The organism is Malikia granosa (assembly GCF_002980595.1).
GTDB lineage: Bacteria > Pseudomonadota > Gammaproteobacteria > Burkholderiales > Burkholderiaceae_C > Malikia > Malikia granosa.
This window is the reverse complement of sequence record NZ_PVLQ01000035.1, coordinates 38,355-55,401: the sequence shown is the minus strand read 5'-3', so window position 1 is coordinate 55,401 and position 17,047 is coordinate 38,355. Positions and strand designations below refer to the sequence as shown.

Here is a 17,047-nt window from a genome sequence, read left to right as displayed (position 1 = left end):
GCAGCGCATGGAGCCCGGCGATTCAGTCAGGCCTCAAGCCAGCAGGCGAGGCGGCCGCATCGGACCCTTGAGGTAGGTCCAAGGCAAGGTTCGGTCCAGCCACTGTTGCGACAAGACCCGCATCTGGATCCAGGCCGCTGTCGGCAAGGGCTGGGATTCGCCCTCGAGGGCATCGAAGGACAGGACGCCGATCAGATGCTCGGTCGGCGAGTCGGGGTTGGCAGTGGCGTGCGCCAGTTCATCCGGCAGCTCCAGCCTGGAAACGGCTGATAGGTGGGCGGCGCTTGGCGCATCGGCAGGAGCAGCCACGCTGAAAGTGATGAGGTTTGCGCCGCGTTGGTCCACAGTCAGCCACAACGCGGAAAACACCGCATTCAAGGCAAAAACGACTGAAAGGATCATCGTCAAACAGCGCATCATCTCGAATCATTATAGGACACGAGATTTGCCATCCGTTTTTCACCTGGCCATGAAAAAAGCACTCAAGCGATGCGCATTGAGTGCTTCTGTCTGGTGGATCGTAGTGGGATCGAACCACTGACCCCCACAGTGTGAATGTGGTGCTCTACCCCTGAGCTAACGATCCGCGCAGGCCTTGCGGCTTGCTGGGTATGGTGGGCGATACATGGATCGAACATGTGACCCCTGCAGTGTGAATGCAGTGCTCTACCGCTGAGCTAATCGCCCTTGGCTGCATCCCGAAGGAAACAGTCAGGTTTTTCTGGTGGGTAATACATGGATCGAACATGTGACCCCTGCAGTGTGAATGCAGTGCTCTACCGCTGAGCTAATCACCCGAAGCCGATATTATATGCCGAAAAAACCTGGCCTCAGGGCAGGGCGCGGATTTTTTTGCGCCGGGACGGGCAGGGGGCCTGGCCTGAAGCCGTACTGGGGTCAGTCCTCGCCCCGGGCCTGCTCGAGCGCCTGCAGCGCACCGACACGCCGCTTGGCATCGCCGTGGTAGTACATGCGCACCGTGATCGCCGGGTCCTTGTGGCCCAGGCGCTCGGCCGCGTCGGCGATCGGGAAATGGCCGTTGATCGCTTCCGAGGCGCCCGAATGGCGGAACCAGTGTGGCGAGACCTGGCGCAGCCGCTCCGCCAGCGATTGCAGCTCGAGGTCGGCTGGGTTCGGATTTGATTCGAGCAGCCAGTCGGCGGCGGCCTGGCCCAGGTCCTTGATCTCGCCGAACAGGGCGCGCGGCGTCATGGCCGGATAGTGGCTGCCGCTGCGCCGCAGCGACACCACGGCCGGGACATCGGTCTCTTGCCGCTGCGGCAAGGCGGGCAGGCCCAACGACTCGCGGTAGGCCATCAATTCCTTCATGACGGCAGGCGTGATCTCGATCGCGCGCACCTTGCGGCCCTTGCCATGGACCGAGGCGAACCAGATGCCACCGCGCTGGCGGATGTCGCTCATGCGCAGGCCAGACAGCTCGGAGATCCGCATCCAGAGGTTGAACAGCGCCACCGTGATCCAGCGCAGGCGGATTGCGCGGTGCTGCTGGGCCTGGGTCTCGGCCTGGGCCAGCATTCTGTCGGTAGCCGACAGCATGTGCAGATAGGCCTTGGGCTCGAAGACGCGGTCGGTCTTGGCATCTTGCTTGACGATGAAGCGGCCCAGGTCGGAGAAGGGGTTGAAATCGAGCAGGGCCTGGTCGCGGGCCGAGCGCTTGGTGTTGTTGAACTTGTAGAGCGAGGACAGCGACGCGATGGCCTGGGCCACCGAGCGCGGCGACTTGGCGCGTGCAAACGGGTTGCTGGCGACACCGAAATGGTTCGGCAGCGCGCGGGGCGAACGGTCCTGCCAGAACGGCGCCGGAGCCAGGCGCGCGAGCTCGAACTGGCCCGAGCCGGAAGCCCGGGTGGCCGACTGGCGCGCCGGTTCGGCATCCAGCGCTTCGTGCGTCAGCGCGCGCAGGAAATCATGCGCGTCGATCGGACCGGCGCGCAGCAGCAAGTCGGGATGGTAACCATGGGTCTGCTCGAGGAAATAGAGCCAGTAGGCGGCGATGCGCTGGTAGGCCCGGTGGGTGTGCGGGCTCTTGCGCCGAAACGGCTCAAGCCAGTTGCCGACCGCCGTCAGGTCGAACAGCAGCCCGGGCGACTGCTCGCCGGCCCCGGCTGGAATGACGAAGCCGTCGAGCACCAGGTCTTGGGTGGAATTGTGATCAGGCATTGTTCTGCGATTTTTTTTCGGCCCAGCAAGGCTTGGGTCGAGCGGGATCGATTGTGCCGCGTTTATCCAGTCCATCTCCCCTGCCGGATAATATCCTAGTTCCGATAATTCACATTAACAGAATCTGGAAAGATGGATATGTATTTATCTTACGTATTACGTCTAAGAAATACGTAAAATGCCCGGCAACTGAAGCAAGTCCCATAACCCGCCACGATCCCGGAAAACCCCCATGACTGAAGCCGCCAATCTCGAACCACATCCCGTTGCCAGCGATCGTGAGGCCCAGCTGCGCCAGGCCTTGCTGGCCCTGTTGACGCCGCTGGCGGCGCAGCAGGTCACGGCGCGCGAGGCCTATTCGTCGATGACGCGGCTGGTGGCCAGGCTCGAGGGCGACGTGCCGACCGGCGCCCGGCTGGTCGGGCTGCTGCAGCTCTTCAATGCCCAGCGGCCCTCCAACCTGCCAGCGATACCAGTCGGCACCGCCGGCGTGGCGCAGGATTGCGTGGCGGCCTACCGGCGCAGCCTGGTGCGGGCCAGCACCCTGGGCGTGGCGCACCCGTCGCTGCCAGCCGACATGGTCGAGGGGCTGAATCGCTGGCTCGAGCGCCTGCTCGAGTTGATGAAGGACGAGATCCGCCGCCCCTACGAGGCCGAAGCGCAGCAGCTGCGCGCACAGCAAGCCGCCGAGCTGGCGGCCCGGCAGCAGGCGCTCGAGGCTGAACGCCAGTCGGCGTGCGAGACGCTGCAGGCACTCGAATCCAGGCTGGAGCAAGCGCTGCAGCAGGCCCAGGCGCTCGAGCAACAGAACGCCACCCAGACACAGCGCCTGGACGAGTTGCAATCCACCCTGGTTCGATCTGGGGAGGAAAACCGCGCCGCGACCGAGCGCGCCGCCGTGCTGCAGTCGCGGCTGGACCAGTCGGCCGAGCGCCTGGGCCAGCTCGAGCAGTCGCGGCGCCAGGCGCAGGCTGCCGGCGACGAGGAGCGCCGGCAGCGCCTGCTGGCCATCGATGCCGCGCGCGTGACCGAACGGGAGCTAGCGGGCGAAAAGGAAAAGCGCAAGGCAGCCGATGCGCTGGCCCGTACGCTGGAGAAATACCTCGACGAGGAAAAGGCCCGCACCGCGGCCCTGCAGTCGGCCTTGGCCGAGGCCCGGCGCCAGCCGGCAGCGGTGGCTGCCGATGGCGCCAAGCCGGGCCCGAGCCGGCTCAAGCCGGTGCGGCGCTCGGTTCCTGCGGCGGCTCCGGTGCGGCGCAAGACCCTGCGCTGAGCGCCAGAGTCAGCCCGGACTCAGGCAGCAGAAAACGGCAAGAACAAAGACCGCCTCGGTTGCCGCCGTCAGGCGATAAATACTTGCCAGAACGACCATTCCAAGAAGATCACCAGGTCGCCGGCCCCAGCTTGGCGCGCAAGGCCCGGTTGATCAGGTCGGCCAGGTCCTTGCGCTCGACGGCGGCGGCGAAGTCGCGCGCATTGAGTCCCTGCTGGTTGCGCAGCGTGACATCGGCGCCTGCGTCGATCAGCAGCCGCACGCTGGCGGGATTGCCGTAGCGCGCCGCCATCATCAGCGGCGTGCTGTCGTTGGGCGAGGCGGCATCGATATAGGCGGAATGCTCGAGCAGCAGCTCGACCATCTCGACGCTGGCCGGGCCCGGATGGGTGGCGGCGTAGTGCAAGGGTGTCCAGCCCGGCTTGTTGACTTCGGCGCCCCGCTCGATCAGCTGCCGCAGCAGTCCGGCATGGCCACGCAGGGCCGCCAGCATCAGCGCGTTTTCTCCAGTCGGGCCGAGCGCGTCGAGGTCGATGCCGGGCTGGGCGATCAGGAATCCGGCCGCCCGCAGCGAATCCGAGCGCAGCGCCAGCATCAGCCCGGGCTGGCCCGCTTCGTCCCGGGTGTTGAGGTCGAAGCCCTGGCGCTGCAGCCGGCGCAGGGTATCGACCTCGTCGTTGCGCAAGGCGTGCAGGAAATCCGCGTAGGACCCCGCCGCGGCAGGCAGGCCGATGCCGACCCCCAGCAGCATGGCACCCAGTTGCAAGACGGTTCGGCGCCGACCCAAGCAATCAAGCGGTAGCGGCATGATCAGGAAGCCGCCATGCCTCGGAACAGTGCCAGCGTGTTGGCGCTGGTCGCGGCGGCGACCTGTTCGAGCGGCAGCCCCTTGAGTTCGGCCAGCTTCTGCGCCACATGCGGCACCCAGGCCGGCGTGTTGGTCTTGCCGCGATGCGGCACTGGTGCCAGATAGGGGCTGTCGGTCTCGATCAGGCAGCGGTCCAGCGGCACGAAGCGCGCGACCTCGTGCAGGTCGGTCGCGTTCTTGAAGGTCAGGATGCCCGAGAACGAGATGTAGAAGCCCAGCTCGAGCGCGGCCCGCGCGACCGCAACGCTTTCGGTGAAGCAATGGAACACCCCGCGCGCCAGCGGCAGATCCCCTGCCCCTTGTGCGCCGAAGCCACCCGCTTCCCGCAGGATGGCCAGGGTGTCGTCCGAGGCGTTGCGGGTGTGGATCACCAGCGGCAGGTCGGTCTGGCGCGCGGCGCGGATATGGCGGCGGAAACGCTCGCGCTGCCATTCCATGTCGGCCAGGCTGCGTTCGCCCAGGCGGTAGTAGTCGAGCCCGGTCTCGCCGATGCCGATCACGCGCGGCAGCTGCGACAGCCGGACCAGCTCCTCGACCGAGGGCTCGCGCACCCCTTCGTTGTCGGGATGGACGCCGACCGTGGCCCAGATCTGCTCATGCGCGAGCGCGAGCTCATGGACGTTGTCGAACTCCTCCAGCGTGGTGCTGATGCACAGCGCGCGCTCGACCTGCGCCTGCTGCATGGCTTGCAGGATCGCGGGCAGCTGGCTGCGCAGTTCGGGGAAGTTCAGGTGGCAATGCGAATCGATGAACATGGGGAAGAATCAATGAGGCGCCAGCACCGAGCGGGCCAGGCCGGCCCAGGCCTCCTGCTGCAGACCGGCGTTGAAGGGATGCTCGACCGTGCGGGCCGCCTGCTGCAAGGCCTTTTGCCATTGCAGCAGCGCGGACAGCCGCGGCGGCGGCGGCAGGTCGGCGGATGAAAAGAAGCGCGGCAGTCCGCCGCTGGCGAGCACCATCAGGTCATGGCAGATCTTGTGCAGCAGGTCGAGCTGGCGTGCTGGTGCCCAGTCGGCCAGCGCGGACCAGTCGCCGCGCGCGACCGAGCGCGGCAGGCCGCTCCAGGCCGCGGTCGTCAGCCCAAGCCGGGCCAGTGCGAGCGCCTCGTCGGGACGGCCGCCAGCGGCCAGCAGCCAGGTGGCGAGCGACTCGCGGGACTGGGGCTTGCCGGCCAGTGCCGGGTCGCCCTGCACCGCCTGCTCGAGCCAGTCCAGCGCCTCGGGCTGAGCCGGCCATTCGAGCGCGTGCTGCTGGCAGCGGCTGCGGATCGTGGGCAGCAGCGCATGGGCGGCCTCGGTCGCGAGCACGAAGCGCAGCGCCCCCGGCGGTTCCTCGAGCGTCTTGAGCAGGGTGTTGGCCGACTCCATGTTGAGCCGGTCGGCCGGATAGACCAGCACCACCTTGGTTGCGCCGCGCGAGCGGGTGAACTGGGTGAAGGCCACCGCCTCGCGCGTGGCGTCGACGCGGATGAACTTGCCGGGCTTGAGCTCCTTCTTGTCGATCTTGTCCTGGGTGCGCTCGTCCAGCGGCCAGCCGAGCTCAAGCGCCAGCGTCTCGGGCATCAGCACGAACAGGTCCGGGTGGGTGCGCACATCGACGGCGTGGCAGCTGGCGCAGCGGCCGCAGGCGCCCTGCTCCGGGCTTGGCGCCTCGCAGAGCCAGGCCCGCGCCAGCGCCAGCGCCAGCGGGTACTGGCCCAGTCCGGCCGGACCGCTGAGCAGGACTGCGTGGCCGCGCTGCTGCTGCAGCGCCACCAGCTGGCGTTGCAGCCAGGGCGGCAGGCGGCTGGCGTCGGCTTGCTCGTTCATGCTGGGCCCCAGAACTGCTCGCAATGCCGCAGCACCTGCTCGCGCACCTGCTCCAGGCTCTGGCTGGCATCGATGCGGGCGAAGCGTTGCGGCGACTGCGCCGCACGCGCGGCATAGCCGCTGGCGACACGCTGGAAGAAGGGCTCGGCCTCGGCCTCGAACTTGTCGGGCTGGCGCGCGCCGACGAGTCGAGCTGCAGCAATCGCCGGCGGCAGGTCGAACCAGAAGCAGCGCTCGGGCTCGAGCAGCCTGTCCTGTCCGGGCTGCTGCTGCACCCACTGCTCGAGCTGGCCCAGCACCTGCAAGTCGAAGCCACGGCCGTAGCCTTGGTAGGCGAAGGTGGCATCGGTGAAGCGGTCGCACAGCAGCACCTCGCCGCGCGCCAATGCGGGCTGGATCACTTGCAGCACATGGTCGCGCCGGGCGGCGAACATCAGCAGCGCCTCGCTCAGCGGGTCCATCGCGTCGTGCAGCAGCAGCTCGCGCAGCTTTTCCGCCAAGGGGGTGCCGCCTGGCTCGCGCGTCAGCGTGACGCGACGGCCGCGGGCGCGGAACCAGTCGGCGACGGCGGCGATATGGGTGGACTTGCCGGCACCATCTATGCCTTCGAAACTGATGAACAAACCGCTCGGGGTCCTCTGGGTCATTAGGTGGCCTTGAAAGATAGGCTTGGAAGTCAACGGGCCAGGATGTAGCGGCGCACCGCCTGATTGTGCTCGTCGAGCGTAGCGCTGAACTGGCTGCTGCCGTCGCCGCGCGCGACAAAGTAGAGCGCCTGGCTGGCCGCCGGCTGCAGGGTGGCGCGCAGCGAGGCCAGGCCCGGCATCGCGATCGGCGTCGGCGGCAGGCCGGCGCGGGTGTAGCTGTTGTAGGCTGTGTCAGCCAGCAGGTCACGCTTGCGCAGATTGCCGTCGAAGGCCGGGCCCAGGCCGTAGATCACGGTCGGGTCGGTCTGCAGCCTCATCCCCAAGCGCAGCCGGTTGATGAAGACGGCCGCGACCAAGGGACGATCCGCGCTGGCGCCGGTCTCCTTCTCGACCACGCTGGCCAGGATCAGCGCTTCCTCGGGCGTCTTGAGCGGCAGGCCTGGCGCCCGCTGGGCCCAGGCCTGGTCGAGCTGGCGCTGCATCTCGGCCGCGGCCTGGCGCAGCAGCACCGAGGCCTTCTGCCGCTTGGGATAGAGGTAGGTGTCGGGAAAGAAGCGGCCCTCGGGGTGCGATCCCGGCAGGCCGAGTGCGTGCATGAGCTGCGCGGGCTGCGCCAGCGCCGCGTCGGGCAGATCCCAGCTCAGCTGGTCGGCGCTCTTGAGTGCCTGCAGCACCTGGCGGTAGTTCCAGCCTTCGACCAGGGTCACGCGGCGCAGCGCCTGCTCGCCGCGCACCAGCTTGTCGAGCAGTTGCAGCGGCGTGGTGCCGGACTCGATCTCGTAGTTGCCGGCCTGGATCTTGCGCGACTGGCCCGACAGGCGCAGCCAGCCGTAGAGCAGCCAGTCAGGCCCTGGCACGCCGGCCTGCTGCAGCTGCTGCGCCACCTGGCGCGCCGAGGCGCCGGCCGGAATCGACAGGTCCAGCGGCCGGGCCGATGGGCTGTCGTTCAGGTAGAGCGGCCGCTGCAGCCAGTAGAAGACAGCCACCGCGACAAGCGCGCAGGCTGCCCCCCCCCCTATCAAGGCTGTAATCCACCTATTTTTCGCTCGACGCTGCACAACCATCCGGCCTTTGGGAAAATCAGAGCCCGCAATGATATTCGACCGCCATGAAGGCGGCCCAAGGAAAACGAAAGCCACCATGAGCGCCTCCACCACTTCCGACTTCGACTTCGATGCCTCCACCCTGCAAGGCCTGGCCAGGCTGGACGACTGGGGCGTGATCCGGGCCCAGGGCGCCGATGCCGCCACCTTCCTGCACGGCCAGCTGACGCAGGATTTCCTGCTGCTGGGCCAGGGCGAGGCGAGGCTGGCCGGCTTCTGCTCGGCCAAGGGCCGCATGCTGGCGAGCTTCATCGGCTGGAAAACCGGCCCCGAGGAGATCCTGCTGGCCTGCCGCCGCGACCTGCTGGCACCCACGCTCAAGCGGCTGTCGATGTTCGTGCTGCGTGCCAAGGCCAGGCTCAGCGACGTGTCGGCCGATTTCGCCCTCTATGGCGCGGTCGGCGCCAGCCTGCCCGCCGAGCTGCCGGCCCAGCCCTGGGCCAGGCTGACAGCCGATGGCGGCGACTGGATCCGGCTGCCGGCTGCCGCGGGAGCTGCGCGCGCCCTGCTCTGCCTGCCCGCCAGCGGCGAGCAGCCGGCGGCCGAGCTGGCGCCGGCGCTCTTGAGCTGGCTGGAGGTGCGCAGCGGCGTCGCGCTGGTCAGCGCGCCAGTGGTCGACGCCTTCGTGCCACAGATGCTCAACTACGAGTCGGTCGGTGGCGTCAACTTCAAGAAGGGCTGCTATCCGGGCCAGGAAGTGGTCGCGCGCAGCCAGTACCGTGGCGCGCTCAAGCGCCGGGCGCAGCTCTTCCATGCCGATGCCGAGCTGAGCGTCGGCCAGGAGGTCTTCCACGCGGCGGATGCCGAGCAGCCCTGTGGTCTGGTCGCCGCAGCCGCCCCGCATCCGCGTCAGGGCTGGGAGGCGATCGTCTCGCTGCAGACGTCGACGCTCGACGGCCAGGCCTTGACGGTCGGCGAGCCTGGTGGCGCGGCGCTGCAGCCGCTGGCCCTGCCCTACGAGTTGCTGCAGGACATCTGAGCCCGAACCCGCTGCCAGCACGGGGGTACACAAGCCTTACCCATGTCAATCACCCCTGCCATCGCCATTCATCTGGCCGCCGCCCTGGCTGCGACGGCCATCGGCCCGATCGCGCTGTGGACGCGCCTGGGAAGCCAGCCCAGACCCCGGCCGCACCGGGCAGCGGGCTATGCCTGGGTCACGCTGATGCTGGTCAGCGCCATCTCGGCCCTGTTCATCAGGGACTTCGCGCGGCCCAACCTCGCGGGCTACAGCTGGATTCACCTGCTGATTCCCTTCACCCTGAGCCAGCTCCTGCTCTCCTGGCGTGCCTTGCGGCGCGGCAACCTGGCGGCCCATCGCAAGACCATGCAAGGCCTCTATGTCGGTGCCTGCCTGGTTGCCGGAGCCTTCGCCTTGCTGCCTGGCCGGTTGCTGGGAAACTGGCTATGGGCCTGATGAAGCCAGTTACCGGACAATTCCCTCATGTGCCTGATCGCCTTCGCCATCCATGGTCGACCCGGACTGCCGCTGCTGCTGGCATCGAACCGGGACGAATTCTTCGACCGGCCGACCCAGCCCTTGCAGCTGTGGCAACTGCCTTCGGGCAAGCAGGTCGCTGCCGGACGCGACTTGCAGGCCGGCGGCAGCTGGATCGGCCTGTCCGAGGATGGCCGCGTCGCGATGCTGACCAATGTGCGCCACTGGCCAGTCGAGGCCGCGCCACGCAGCCGGGGCGATCTCGTGACCGGCTGGCTCGATTCGGCGGCCGACTGGCAGGACTGGATCACGGCCATCGACCCGGCGCGCTACGCCGGCTTCAACCTGGTGCTGGGCGACCTTAAGCGTTCGCGCTGGGCCTGGCTCAGCAACCGTGCCGTCGATACCAGCGGACCGAATGAAGCCGGCCTGCCGCCGGGCTGGCAGGGCCGATCGCTGGGGCCGGGCTGCTACGGCCTGTCCAATGCGGGGCTGGACACGCCCTGGCCGAAGACGCTGGCGCTGAAGGAGGCGCTGGCTCGCCATCTGTCGCAGCGTGCGCATGCCGACGAGACGCAAGACCTGCTGCAGGCGCTGCGCGCGATGGGCGAGGCGGACGACGACAGACTGCCGCGCACCGGCGTGCCGATCGACCTGGAGCGGCGCCTGTCCAGCGCCTTCGTCCATGCGCCCGAGCGCGGCTACGGCACGCGCAGCAGCCTGATCGTGCATGCCGGCGTCGGCAGTCTGGTGCTGCAGGAGTGGACGCACCAGCCCCAGGTCTTCGCCGACGGCGAGCGTCCCGCCCACTGGCCGCTGCACCACAGCGTGCCGTGCCGCCTTGAACTCGACTGGACCATGCCGAAACTGGGACAATAGCGGGCTTGCCTATCAGCCCCCTAGCCGTCCCATGCTCCCTCACCAGCTCGAACTCCTGTCCCCCGCGCGCGATGCCGACATCGGCATCGAGGCCGTCAACCATGGCGCCGACGCCATCTACATCGGCGGTCCCTCGTTCGGCGCGCGTGCCAGCGCGGAAAACTCGGTGCAGGACATCGCGCGCCTGGTCAGGCATGCGCACCGCTACCACAGCCGGGTCTTCGTCACGCTCAACACCATCCTGCGCGACGACGAGCTCGAGCCCGCACGCAAGCTGATCCATCAACTGTATGACGCTGGCGCCGACGCGCTGATCATCCAGGACATGGGGCTGCTCGAACTCGACCTGCCACCGATCCAGCTGCACGCGAGCACCCAGACGGATATTCGGACGCCGGAAAAGGCGCGCTTCCTGCAGGATGCCGGACTGAGCCAGATCGTGCTGGCGCGCGAGCTCACGCTCAAGCAGATCACCGCCATCCGCGCTGCCACCGACCCGGATCGCTGCAACATCGAGTTCTTCGTCCATGGCGCGCTGTGCGTCGCCTACAGCGGGCAATGCTTCATCAGCCATGCGCACACCGGGCGCAGCGCCAACCGCGGCGACTGCAGCCAGGCCTGCCGCCTGCCCTACGAGGTCAAGGACGCCCAGGGCCGCATCATCGCGCACGACAAGCATGTGCTGTCGATGAAGGACAACAACCAGAGCGAGAACCTGGCCGCGCTGATCGACGCCGGCGTGCGCAGCTTCAAGATCGAGGGCCGCTACAAGGACATGGGCTATGTGAAGAACATCACGGCGCACTACCGGCTGCTGCTCGACGAGATCCTGGAGCAGCGCCCGGAGCTCGCGCGCGCGTCGAGCGGCGAATGCACCTTCTTCTTCCAGCCCGACCCGGACCAGAACTTCAACCGCGAGTTCACCGACTACTTCGTGCAGGGCCGCAAGGAGGACATCGGCGCCTTCGACAGCCCGAAGAACCCGGGCCAGGCGATTGGCTGGGTCAGCAAGGTGAACCCCGACAGCGTCGAGATCGAGCTGTCCGACCCGGCGACCGAACTCGCCAACGGCGACGGCCTGTGCTACTACGATCTGCAGAAGGAACTCGTCGGCCTGCAGACGAACCGGGTCGAGAAGCTCGGCAAGGGCGCGGAAGGCGGCCGCATCTGGCGCATCTTCCCGAAGGACCCGATGGACGGCTTCAAGGACCTGCGCAAGGGGGTCGAGGTCAACCGCAACCGCAGCATGGACTGGGTGCGCGCGCTCGAGAAGAAATCGGCCGAGCGCAAGATCGGGACCTGGATCAGGCTCGAGCAGCAGCCCGGCGGCCTCAAGCTGAGCCTGACCGACGAGGACGGCCATTGCGGCGAGGCCAGCGCCAGCCTCGAGTTGCAGCCGGCCAGGGACCCGTCGCAGGCCGATGCCAAGCTGCGCGAGCAGCTCGGTCGGCTGGGCGACACGATCTTCAGCCCGCTCGACGTCACGCTGGCGCTCTCTGGCCCGAGCTTCGTGCCGGCCTCGCAGCTCAACGCCCTGCGCCGCGACGCGGTGGGCCAGCTCGAGTCGGCACGCGCCAGCACGCTGCAACGCTTGCCGCGCGCCGTTCCCGTCGAGCCGCCCGCGCCCTACCCGGAAGACACGCTGACCTACCTGGCCAACGTCTACAACCACAAGGCGCGCGACTTCTACGCCCGCCATGGCGTCAAGGTGATCGCCGCCGCCTACGAGAGCCAGGAGGAGGAAGGCGAGGTCAGCCTGATGATCACCAAGCATTGCGTGCGCTTCAGCTTGAGCCTGTGCCCCAAGCAGGCCAAGGGCGTGACCGGCGTGCAGGGCCAGGTCAGGGCCGAGCCGCTGCAGCTGATCAACGGCAAGGAAAAGCTCACGCTGCGCTTCGACTGCAAGCCCTGCGAGATGCATGTGGTCGGCAAGATCAAGCGCAGCGTGCTGAACCAGGCCGCCGCCATGCCGCTGCAGTTCTACCGCACCCGCCCCAAGCCCCAGCAGCCGGCCTGAGCGGCCAGGCGGCTGGCGCAGTCCACGCCTTCAATAAAAAAACCCGCCGCAGGTGTTGGCCCGCGACGGGTTTTTTCTTGCCGATCAGCGCTTCAGACGTAGAACTGGAAGGCGGTCGGGTTCTGGTGCCGCATGTGCAGCGACAGGCCCAGCGCGGCCATGTGGTTGCCGTTGCGGCCCAGGATCTGCTGCGCCAGCGGCAGGTATTCCTGCTCCTCGAACTGGGCGTGGGCCCGGTACTGGTTGACCAGGCGAGACAGGTCGGCGACATTGACATCGCCGAACTGGCCCTTGGCGACCTTCTTCAAGCCCGACTCCAGGCTCTTCCAGAGCCGCTCGAGCTCGCGGTGCTCTTCGGTCAGGCGCTTGTTCATGGACTGGACCTTGAAGCGCTCGGCCTCATCGCTGGCGCTCTCGAGCACGGCCGGGAACAGCTCGCGCTCCTCGTCCAGATGGTGCTCGAAGATCGCTTCCCGGAAGAATTCGAGCGACTTTTCCGCCACTTCGCGCGCGCGCTGGGCCGGCTCGAGCAGGGCCGGCAGTTCGCCCAGCAGGTCAAGCTTCTTGAAGATGCCGGCGTGGCACTGCGAGAAATCGTCGATCGGTTGGTCTTGCTGGCTCATGGACTCTCCTTCTGTATGGGTGTACTGAATACCAGTCTAGGCATTTTGGCGCAATCAGGCTTGATGCAAGTCAAGCGGGCAGAAAAAAGCCGGCCTGACGGGATTCAGGCCGGCTTTTTCAGTCGGGGCGGCTGGGGCTAGCGCCCCGCCAGGGCGATCAGCCCACCCACTTGCGCGCGTTGCGCCAGATCCGCATCCAGGGGCTCAGCGCGTCCTGGCCACCGCTCCTGGCATAGTCGGTCCAGCTCATCTGGATGTTGCGGAAGACACGCTCGGGGTGCGGCATCATCGCGGTGAAGCGGCCGTCGGCGGTGGTCACGCTGGTCAGGCCGCCGGCGCTGCCGTTCGGGTTGAACGGGTACTGCTCGGTAGCAGTGCCGAAGTTGTCGACATAGCGCATGGCGGCAATCGCCTTGGTCGCATCGCCGCGGTGCTTGAAGTTGGCGAAGCCTTCGCCATGCGCGACCGCGATCGGCAGCCGGCTGCCGGCCATGCCCTGCAGGAACAGGCTGGGCGACTCGAGCACCTCGACCATGGACAGGCGGGCCTCGAAGCGCTCGCTCTGGTTGGTCGTGAAGCGCGGCCAGGCCTCGGCGCCCGGGATGATGTCGGCCAGCTCGGCGAACATCTGGCAGCCGTTGCACACGCCCAGGCCGAAGGTGTCAGAGCGGCCGAAGAAGCCCTGGAACTGCTCGGACAGCACCTGGTTGAAGGTGATCGAGCGCGCCCAGCCGATGCCGGCACCCAGGGTGTCGCCATAGCTGAAGCCGCCGCAGGCGACCACGCCCTTGAAGTCGGACAGCTTGGCGCGGCCGGTCTGCAGGTCGGTCATGTGCACGTCGTAGGCCTCGAAGCCGGCCTCGGTGAAGGCGTAGGCCATCTCGACATGCGAGTTGACGCCCTGCTCGCGCAGGATCGCGACCTTCGGGCGGCTCAGGTTCAGGAACGGTGCCGCGACGTTGTCCGACGGATCGAAGGTCAGCGCGACATGCATGCCGGGGTCGTTCGGCGCGCCGGCGGCGGCATGCTCGGAGTCGGCGCAGGCCGGGTTGTCGCGCTGCTGGTTGATCTTCCAGCTCACGCTGTCCCAGACCTGGTGCAGGTCGACCAACTCGGCGCTGAAGACCGCCTTGGCATCGCGCCAGATTTGCAGCTGGCCCTTGCCGGTGTCGATCTCGGACGACAGCGGACGGGTCTTGCCGACATAGTGGCTGAACTTGGACAGGCCATGCTCGCGCAGCACCGCCATCACGGCATCGCGTTCGCTGGTGCGGACCTGCAGCACGACGCCGAGTTCCTCGTTGAACAGGGCCTTGAGCGTGAGCTCGTTGCGGCGCTCGGCGACCTGGGTGGCCCAGTTCTTGGCGTCGCCGCTGTCCATGCGGCTGTCGCTGATGCCGTCGCCTTCGGTGACCAGCATGTCGACGTTGAGCGCCACGCCGACATGGCCGGCAAAGGCCATCTCGGCCGCCGCCGCCAGCAGGCCGCCGTCGCTGCGGTCGTGGTAGGCCAGGATCTTGCCGTCGGCGCGCAGCGCGTTGACCGCCTTGACCAGCTGGATCAGGTCCCGCGCATCGTCGAGGTCCGGCACCGCGCCGCCGGCCTGGTCCAGCACCTGGGCCAGGATGGAGCCGCCCATGCGGGCCTGGCCCTTGCCGAGGTCGATCAGCACCAGGGTGCTGTCCTGCTCGGCATCGAGCTGCGGCGTCAGCGTGCCGCGCACATCGGGCAGGGTCGCGAAGGCCGAGATGATCAGGCTGACCGGCGAAGTGACCTTCCTGGTCTCGCCATCGGCCTGCCACTGGGTGCGCATCGACAGGCTGTCCTTGCCGACCGGGATGCTGATGCCCAGCTGCGGGCAGATTTCCATGCCGACGGTCTTGACGGTCTCGTAGAGCGCGGCGTCCTCGCCGGCTTCGCCGCAGGCCGCCATCCAGTTGGCACTCAGCTTGACGCGGGCCAGCTCGATCGGCGCTGCCAGCAGGTTGGTGATGGCCTCGGCCACCGCCATGCGGCCCGAGGCCGGCGCGTCGATCGCTGCCAGCGGGGTGCGCTCGCCCATGGCCATCGCTTCGCCAGCGAAGCCCTTGTAGTCGGCCAGGGTCACGGCGCAATCGGCCACCGGCACCTGCCAGGGGCCGACCATCTGGTCGCGGTGGCTCAGGCCCCCGACGGCGCGGTCGCCGATGGTGACCAGGAAGCGCTTGGAGGCCACGGTCGGGTGGCTCAGCACGTCGATGACGGCCTGCTGCAACTCGACGCCGGTGACGTCGATCGGCTTGAACTCGCGCTTGACGGTCTTGACGTCGCGCTGCATCTTGGGCGGCTTGCCCAGCAGCACGTCCATCGGCATGTCGACCGGGCTCTCGGCTCCCTTGTCTTCCAGCACCAGCTGGCGCTCCTCGGTCGCGACGCCGATCACCGCGAACGGGCAGCGCTCGCGCTCGCAGAAGGCCTTGAACTGCGCCAGCGACTCGGGCGCGATCGCCATCACGTAGCGCTCCTGGCTCTCGTTGGACCAGATCTCCTTCGGGGCCAGGCCGGATTCCTCCAGCGGCACGGCACGCAGGTCGAAGCGGGCGCCACGACCGGCGTCGTTGGTCAGCTCGGGGAAGGCGTTCGAGATGCCGCCAGCGCCGACGTCATGGATGGCCAGGATCGGGTTGGCCTCGCCCTGCTGCCAGCAGTGGTTGATCACCTCCTGGGCGCGGCGCTCGATCTCGGGGTTGCCGCGCTGGACCGAGTCGAAGTCGAGCTCGGCCGCGTTGGTGCCGGTGGCCATCGAGCTGGCGGCGCCGCCGCCCATGCCGATGCGCATGCCGGGGCCGCCGAGCTGGATCAGCAGCGTGCCGGCGGGGAACAGGATCTTCTGGGTCTGCCCGGCGTCGATGCCGCCCAGGCCACCCGCGATCATGATCGGCTTGTGGTAGCCACGGTCGATGCTATCGACATCCGAAGTGATGGTCTGCTCGTATTCGCGGAAATAGCCGACCAGGTTCGGGCGGCCGAACTCGTTGTTGAAGGCGGCGCCGCCGAGCGGGCCCTCGGTCATGATCTGCAGGGGAGAAGCGATATGCGAGGGCTTGCCGTCGGCCTGGTCGGACCAGCCGCCCCAGAGCTTGGAGACGGTGAAGCCCGTCATGCCGGCCTTGGGCTTGGAGCCGCGACCGGTCGCGCCCTCGTCGCGGATCTCGCCGCCGGCGCCGGTCGAGGCGCCCGGGAAAGGCGAGATCGCGGTCGGGTGGTTGTGCGTCTCGACCTTCATCAGCACATGCTGCAGCGCTTCCTGCTTGCCGTAGGCCGGGCTGGACTCGCCGCCGGCCTTGGCGACGAAGCGCTCGATCCGGTTGCCCTCCATCACCGAGGCGTTGTCCGAGTAGGCCACCACCGTGTACTTCGGATTGAGCTGGTGCGTGTTGCGGATCATCGCGAACAGGCTCTTGTCCTGCTTGGCGCCGTCGATGGTGAACTCGGCGTTGAAGATCTTGTGGCGGCAGTGCTCGCTGTTGGCCTGGGCGAACATCATCAGCTCGACGTCGGTCGGGTTGCGGCCCAGGTTCTGGAAGGCATTGACCAAGTAGTCGATCTCGTCGTCAGCCAGCGCCAGGCCCCAGTTGCGGTTGGCCTGCTCCAGCGCGGCGCGACCGCCACCCAGGATGTCGACATGCTCCATCGGCGCCGGCTCGAGCTCGCCGAACAGCGAGAAGGCTTCCTCGCGGCTGGCCACGGCGCTCTCGGTCATGCGGTCGTGCAGCAGCGCGGCCACCTGGCCCAGTTGCTCGGCATTCAGCGAGCCCTTGGACAGCAGGCCGGACTTGAGGGTCAGGCGGTACTCGGTGATGCGCTCGACCCGCTTGACCACGAAGCCGCAGTTGCGCGCGATGTCGGTTGCCTTCGAGGCCCAGGGCGACACGGTACCGATGCGCGGCGTCACCACGACCAGGGCGCCGGCGGTCTCGCCCTCGTAGGGCTCGCCATAGGTCAGCAGGGCCTGCCATTGCTGGAGCTGCTCGGCCGACAGGGGCTCGAGCGTGTCGACCAGGTGCACGAAGCGGGCCGAGATGCCCGTGATCTTGTCGCTGACGGCTTGCAGTCGGGGCAGGAGTTGCTGGGCGCGGAAGTTGCCGAGGGCGTCGCCGCCTTCGATCGGGGTGATGTACTGGGTCACTTGGTGGCCTGTAGTGGGAGAAAGACCCGGAATTTTACTGCC

14 protein-coding genes and 3 tRNA genes are annotated in these 17,047 nt (G+C 67.8%); 5 read left to right on the top strand and 12 right to left on the bottom strand.

Annotated features, from left to right (window positions below; translation table 11 throughout):
* Positions 1 to 33 precede the first annotated feature (33 nt).
* The 5 genes from C6P64_RS10850 to C6P64_RS10830 all read right to left on the bottom strand — a co-directional run bounded on the left by C6P64_RS10850 (position 34) and on the right by C6P64_RS10830 (position 2,181).
* Complete coding sequence (locus C6P64_RS10850; RefSeq protein ID WP_105748580.1) at positions 34 to 420, bottom strand: hypothetical protein; 387 nt, start codon at positions 418 to 420, stop codon at positions 34 to 36.
* A 91-nt stretch (positions 421 to 511) separates the two neighbouring features.
* Positions 512 to 586, bottom strand: a tRNA-Val gene (locus tag C6P64_RS10845).
* Between the two features lie 26 nt (positions 587 to 612).
* Positions 613 to 687 (bottom strand) — tRNA-Val (locus C6P64_RS10840).
* A gap of 35 nt (positions 688 to 722) precedes the next feature.
* A tRNA-Val gene (locus C6P64_RS10835) sits at positions 723 to 797 on the bottom strand.
* A gap of 100 nt (positions 798 to 897) precedes the next feature.
* Positions 898 to 2,181 carry a tyrosine-type recombinase/integrase gene (locus C6P64_RS10830; protein ID WP_170073085.1) on the bottom strand — a complete coding sequence of 428 codons (1,284 nt, stop codon included), beginning with the start codon at positions 2,179 to 2,181 and terminating at the stop codon, positions 898 to 900.
* Between the two features lie 232 nt (positions 2,182 to 2,413).
* On the opposite strand from C6P64_RS10830, the gene C6P64_RS10825 reads away from it, so the two are divergent.
* Positions 2,414 to 3,454, top strand: coding sequence for a hypothetical protein (locus C6P64_RS10825; RefSeq protein ID WP_105748578.1), 1,041 nt, complete (start codon positions 2,414 to 2,416; stop codon positions 3,452 to 3,454).
* Positions 3,455 to 3,563: 109 nt separating this feature from the next.
* Here the strand turns inward: C6P64_RS10825 and C6P64_RS10820 are convergent, their stop codons facing one another.
* Genes C6P64_RS10820 through mltG form a run of 5 tightly spaced genes read right to left on the bottom strand, consistent with a single transcriptional unit; the run spans position 3,564 to position 7,763 of the window.
* On the bottom strand, positions 3,564 to 4,220 hold the full coding sequence (locus C6P64_RS10820; RefSeq protein ID WP_245911701.1) for an ankyrin repeat domain-containing protein: 657 nt from the start codon (positions 4,218 to 4,220) through the stop codon (positions 3,564 to 3,566).
* A 44-nt stretch (positions 4,221 to 4,264) separates the two neighbouring features.
* Positions 4,265 to 5,077 carry a TatD family hydrolase gene (locus C6P64_RS10815; RefSeq protein ID WP_105748576.1) on the bottom strand — a complete coding sequence of 271 codons (813 nt, stop codon included), beginning with the start codon at positions 5,075 to 5,077 and terminating at the stop codon, positions 4,265 to 4,267.
* A 9-nt stretch (positions 5,078 to 5,086) separates the two neighbouring features.
* Positions 5,087 to 6,130 carry a DNA polymerase III subunit delta' gene (locus tag C6P64_RS10810; RefSeq protein WP_105748575.1) on the bottom strand — a complete coding sequence of 348 codons (1,044 nt, stop codon included), beginning with the start codon at positions 6,128 to 6,130 and terminating at the stop codon, positions 5,087 to 5,089.
* Positions 6,127 to 6,777 carry a dTMP kinase gene (gene tmk, locus C6P64_RS10805; RefSeq protein ID WP_105748574.1) on the bottom strand — a complete coding sequence of 217 codons (651 nt, stop codon included), beginning with the start codon at positions 6,775 to 6,777 and terminating at the stop codon, positions 6,127 to 6,129. Before tmk ends, C6P64_RS10810 begins: the two co-directional genes overlap by 4 nt.
* A gap of 29 nt (positions 6,778 to 6,806) precedes the next feature.
* The gene (mltG, locus tag C6P64_RS10800; protein WP_245911700.1) at positions 6,807 to 7,763 is read right to left on the bottom strand and encodes an endolytic transglycosylase MltG; all 957 of its coding nucleotides are present in this window, start codon (positions 7,761 to 7,763) and stop codon (positions 6,807 to 6,809) included.
* 154 nt (positions 7,764 to 7,917) lie between these two features.
* Here mltG and ygfZ point away from each other — a divergent pair, with 154 nt between their 5' ends.
* Genes ygfZ through C6P64_RS10780 form a run of 4 tightly spaced genes read left to right on the top strand, consistent with a single transcriptional unit; the run spans position 7,918 to position 12,214 of the window.
* Positions 7,918 to 8,859: a CAF17-like 4Fe-4S cluster assembly/insertion protein YgfZ gene (gene ygfZ, locus C6P64_RS10795; RefSeq protein ID WP_105748572.1), complete on the top strand. Its 942-nt coding sequence runs from the start codon at positions 7,918 to 7,920 to the stop codon at positions 8,857 to 8,859.
* Between the two features lie 42 nt (positions 8,860 to 8,901).
* Positions 8,902 to 9,297, top strand: coding sequence for a DUF2306 domain-containing protein (locus C6P64_RS10790; RefSeq protein ID WP_105748571.1), 396 nt, complete (start codon positions 8,902 to 8,904; stop codon positions 9,295 to 9,297).
* A 27-nt stretch (positions 9,298 to 9,324) separates the two neighbouring features.
* Positions 9,325 to 10,197 (top strand): NRDE family protein, encoded by an 873-nt coding sequence (locus C6P64_RS10785; RefSeq protein ID WP_105748570.1) that lies wholly within the window; start codon positions 9,325 to 9,327, stop codon positions 10,195 to 10,197.
* A 31-nt stretch (positions 10,198 to 10,228) separates the two neighbouring features.
* Entirely contained in the window at positions 10,229 to 12,214 is a 1,986-nt protein-coding gene (locus tag C6P64_RS10780) for a peptidase U32 family protein (RefSeq protein ID WP_105748569.1), read from the top strand.
* A gap of 92 nt (positions 12,215 to 12,306) precedes the next feature.
* Here C6P64_RS10780 and C6P64_RS10775 read toward each other — a convergent pair whose 3' ends face one another.
* A complete protein-coding gene (locus C6P64_RS10775; protein ID WP_105748568.1) occupies positions 12,307 to 12,837 on the bottom strand; it encodes a hemerythrin domain-containing protein in 531 nt (176 codons plus the stop codon).
* A gap of 157 nt (positions 12,838 to 12,994) precedes the next feature.
* Complete coding sequence (gene purL / locus C6P64_RS10770) at positions 12,995 to 17,005, bottom strand: phosphoribosylformylglycinamidine synthase (RefSeq protein ID WP_105748567.1); 4,011 nt, start codon at positions 17,003 to 17,005, stop codon at positions 12,995 to 12,997.
* Positions 17,006 to 17,047: the final 42 nt, after the last annotated feature.

Excerpts from the sequence above, each read along its gene's own strand:
- tmk (WP_105748574.1), bottom strand. The coding sequence starts at position 6,777 with ATGACCCAGAGGACCCCGAGCGGTTTGTTCATCAGTTTCGAAGGCATA.
- ygfZ (WP_105748572.1), top strand. The coding sequence starts at position 7,918 with ATGAGCGCCTCCACCACTTCCGACTTCGACTTCGATGCCTCCACCCTG.
- C6P64_RS10815 (WP_105748576.1), bottom strand. The coding sequence starts at position 5,077 with ATGTTCATCGATTCGCATTGCCACCTGAACTTCCCCGAACTGCGCAGC.
- C6P64_RS10790 (WP_105748571.1), top strand. The coding sequence starts at position 8,902 with ATGTCAATCACCCCTGCCATCGCCATTCATCTGGCCGCCGCCCTGGCT.
- C6P64_RS10785 (WP_105748570.1), top strand. The coding sequence starts at position 9,325 with ATGTGCCTGATCGCCTTCGCCATCCATGGTCGACCCGGACTGCCGCTG.
- C6P64_RS10825 (WP_105748578.1), top strand. The coding sequence starts at position 2,414 with ATGACTGAAGCCGCCAATCTCGAACCACATCCCGTTGCCAGCGATCGT.
- C6P64_RS10780 (WP_105748569.1), top strand. The coding sequence starts at position 10,229 with ATGCTCCCTCACCAGCTCGAACTCCTGTCCCCCGCGCGCGATGCCGAC.
- C6P64_RS10830 (WP_170073085.1), bottom strand. The coding sequence starts at position 2,181 with ATGCCTGATCACAATTCCACCCAAGACCTGGTGCTCGACGGCTTCGTC.
- C6P64_RS10850 (WP_105748580.1), bottom strand. The coding sequence starts at position 420 with ATGATGCGCTGTTTGACGATGATCCTTTCAGTCGTTTTTGCCTTGAAT.
- C6P64_RS10775 (WP_105748568.1), bottom strand. The coding sequence starts at position 12,837 with ATGAGCCAGCAAGACCAACCGATCGACGATTTCTCGCAGTGCCACGCC.
- C6P64_RS10810 (WP_105748575.1), bottom strand. The coding sequence starts at position 6,130 with ATGAACGAGCAAGCCGACGCCAGCCGCCTGCCGCCCTGGCTGCAACGC.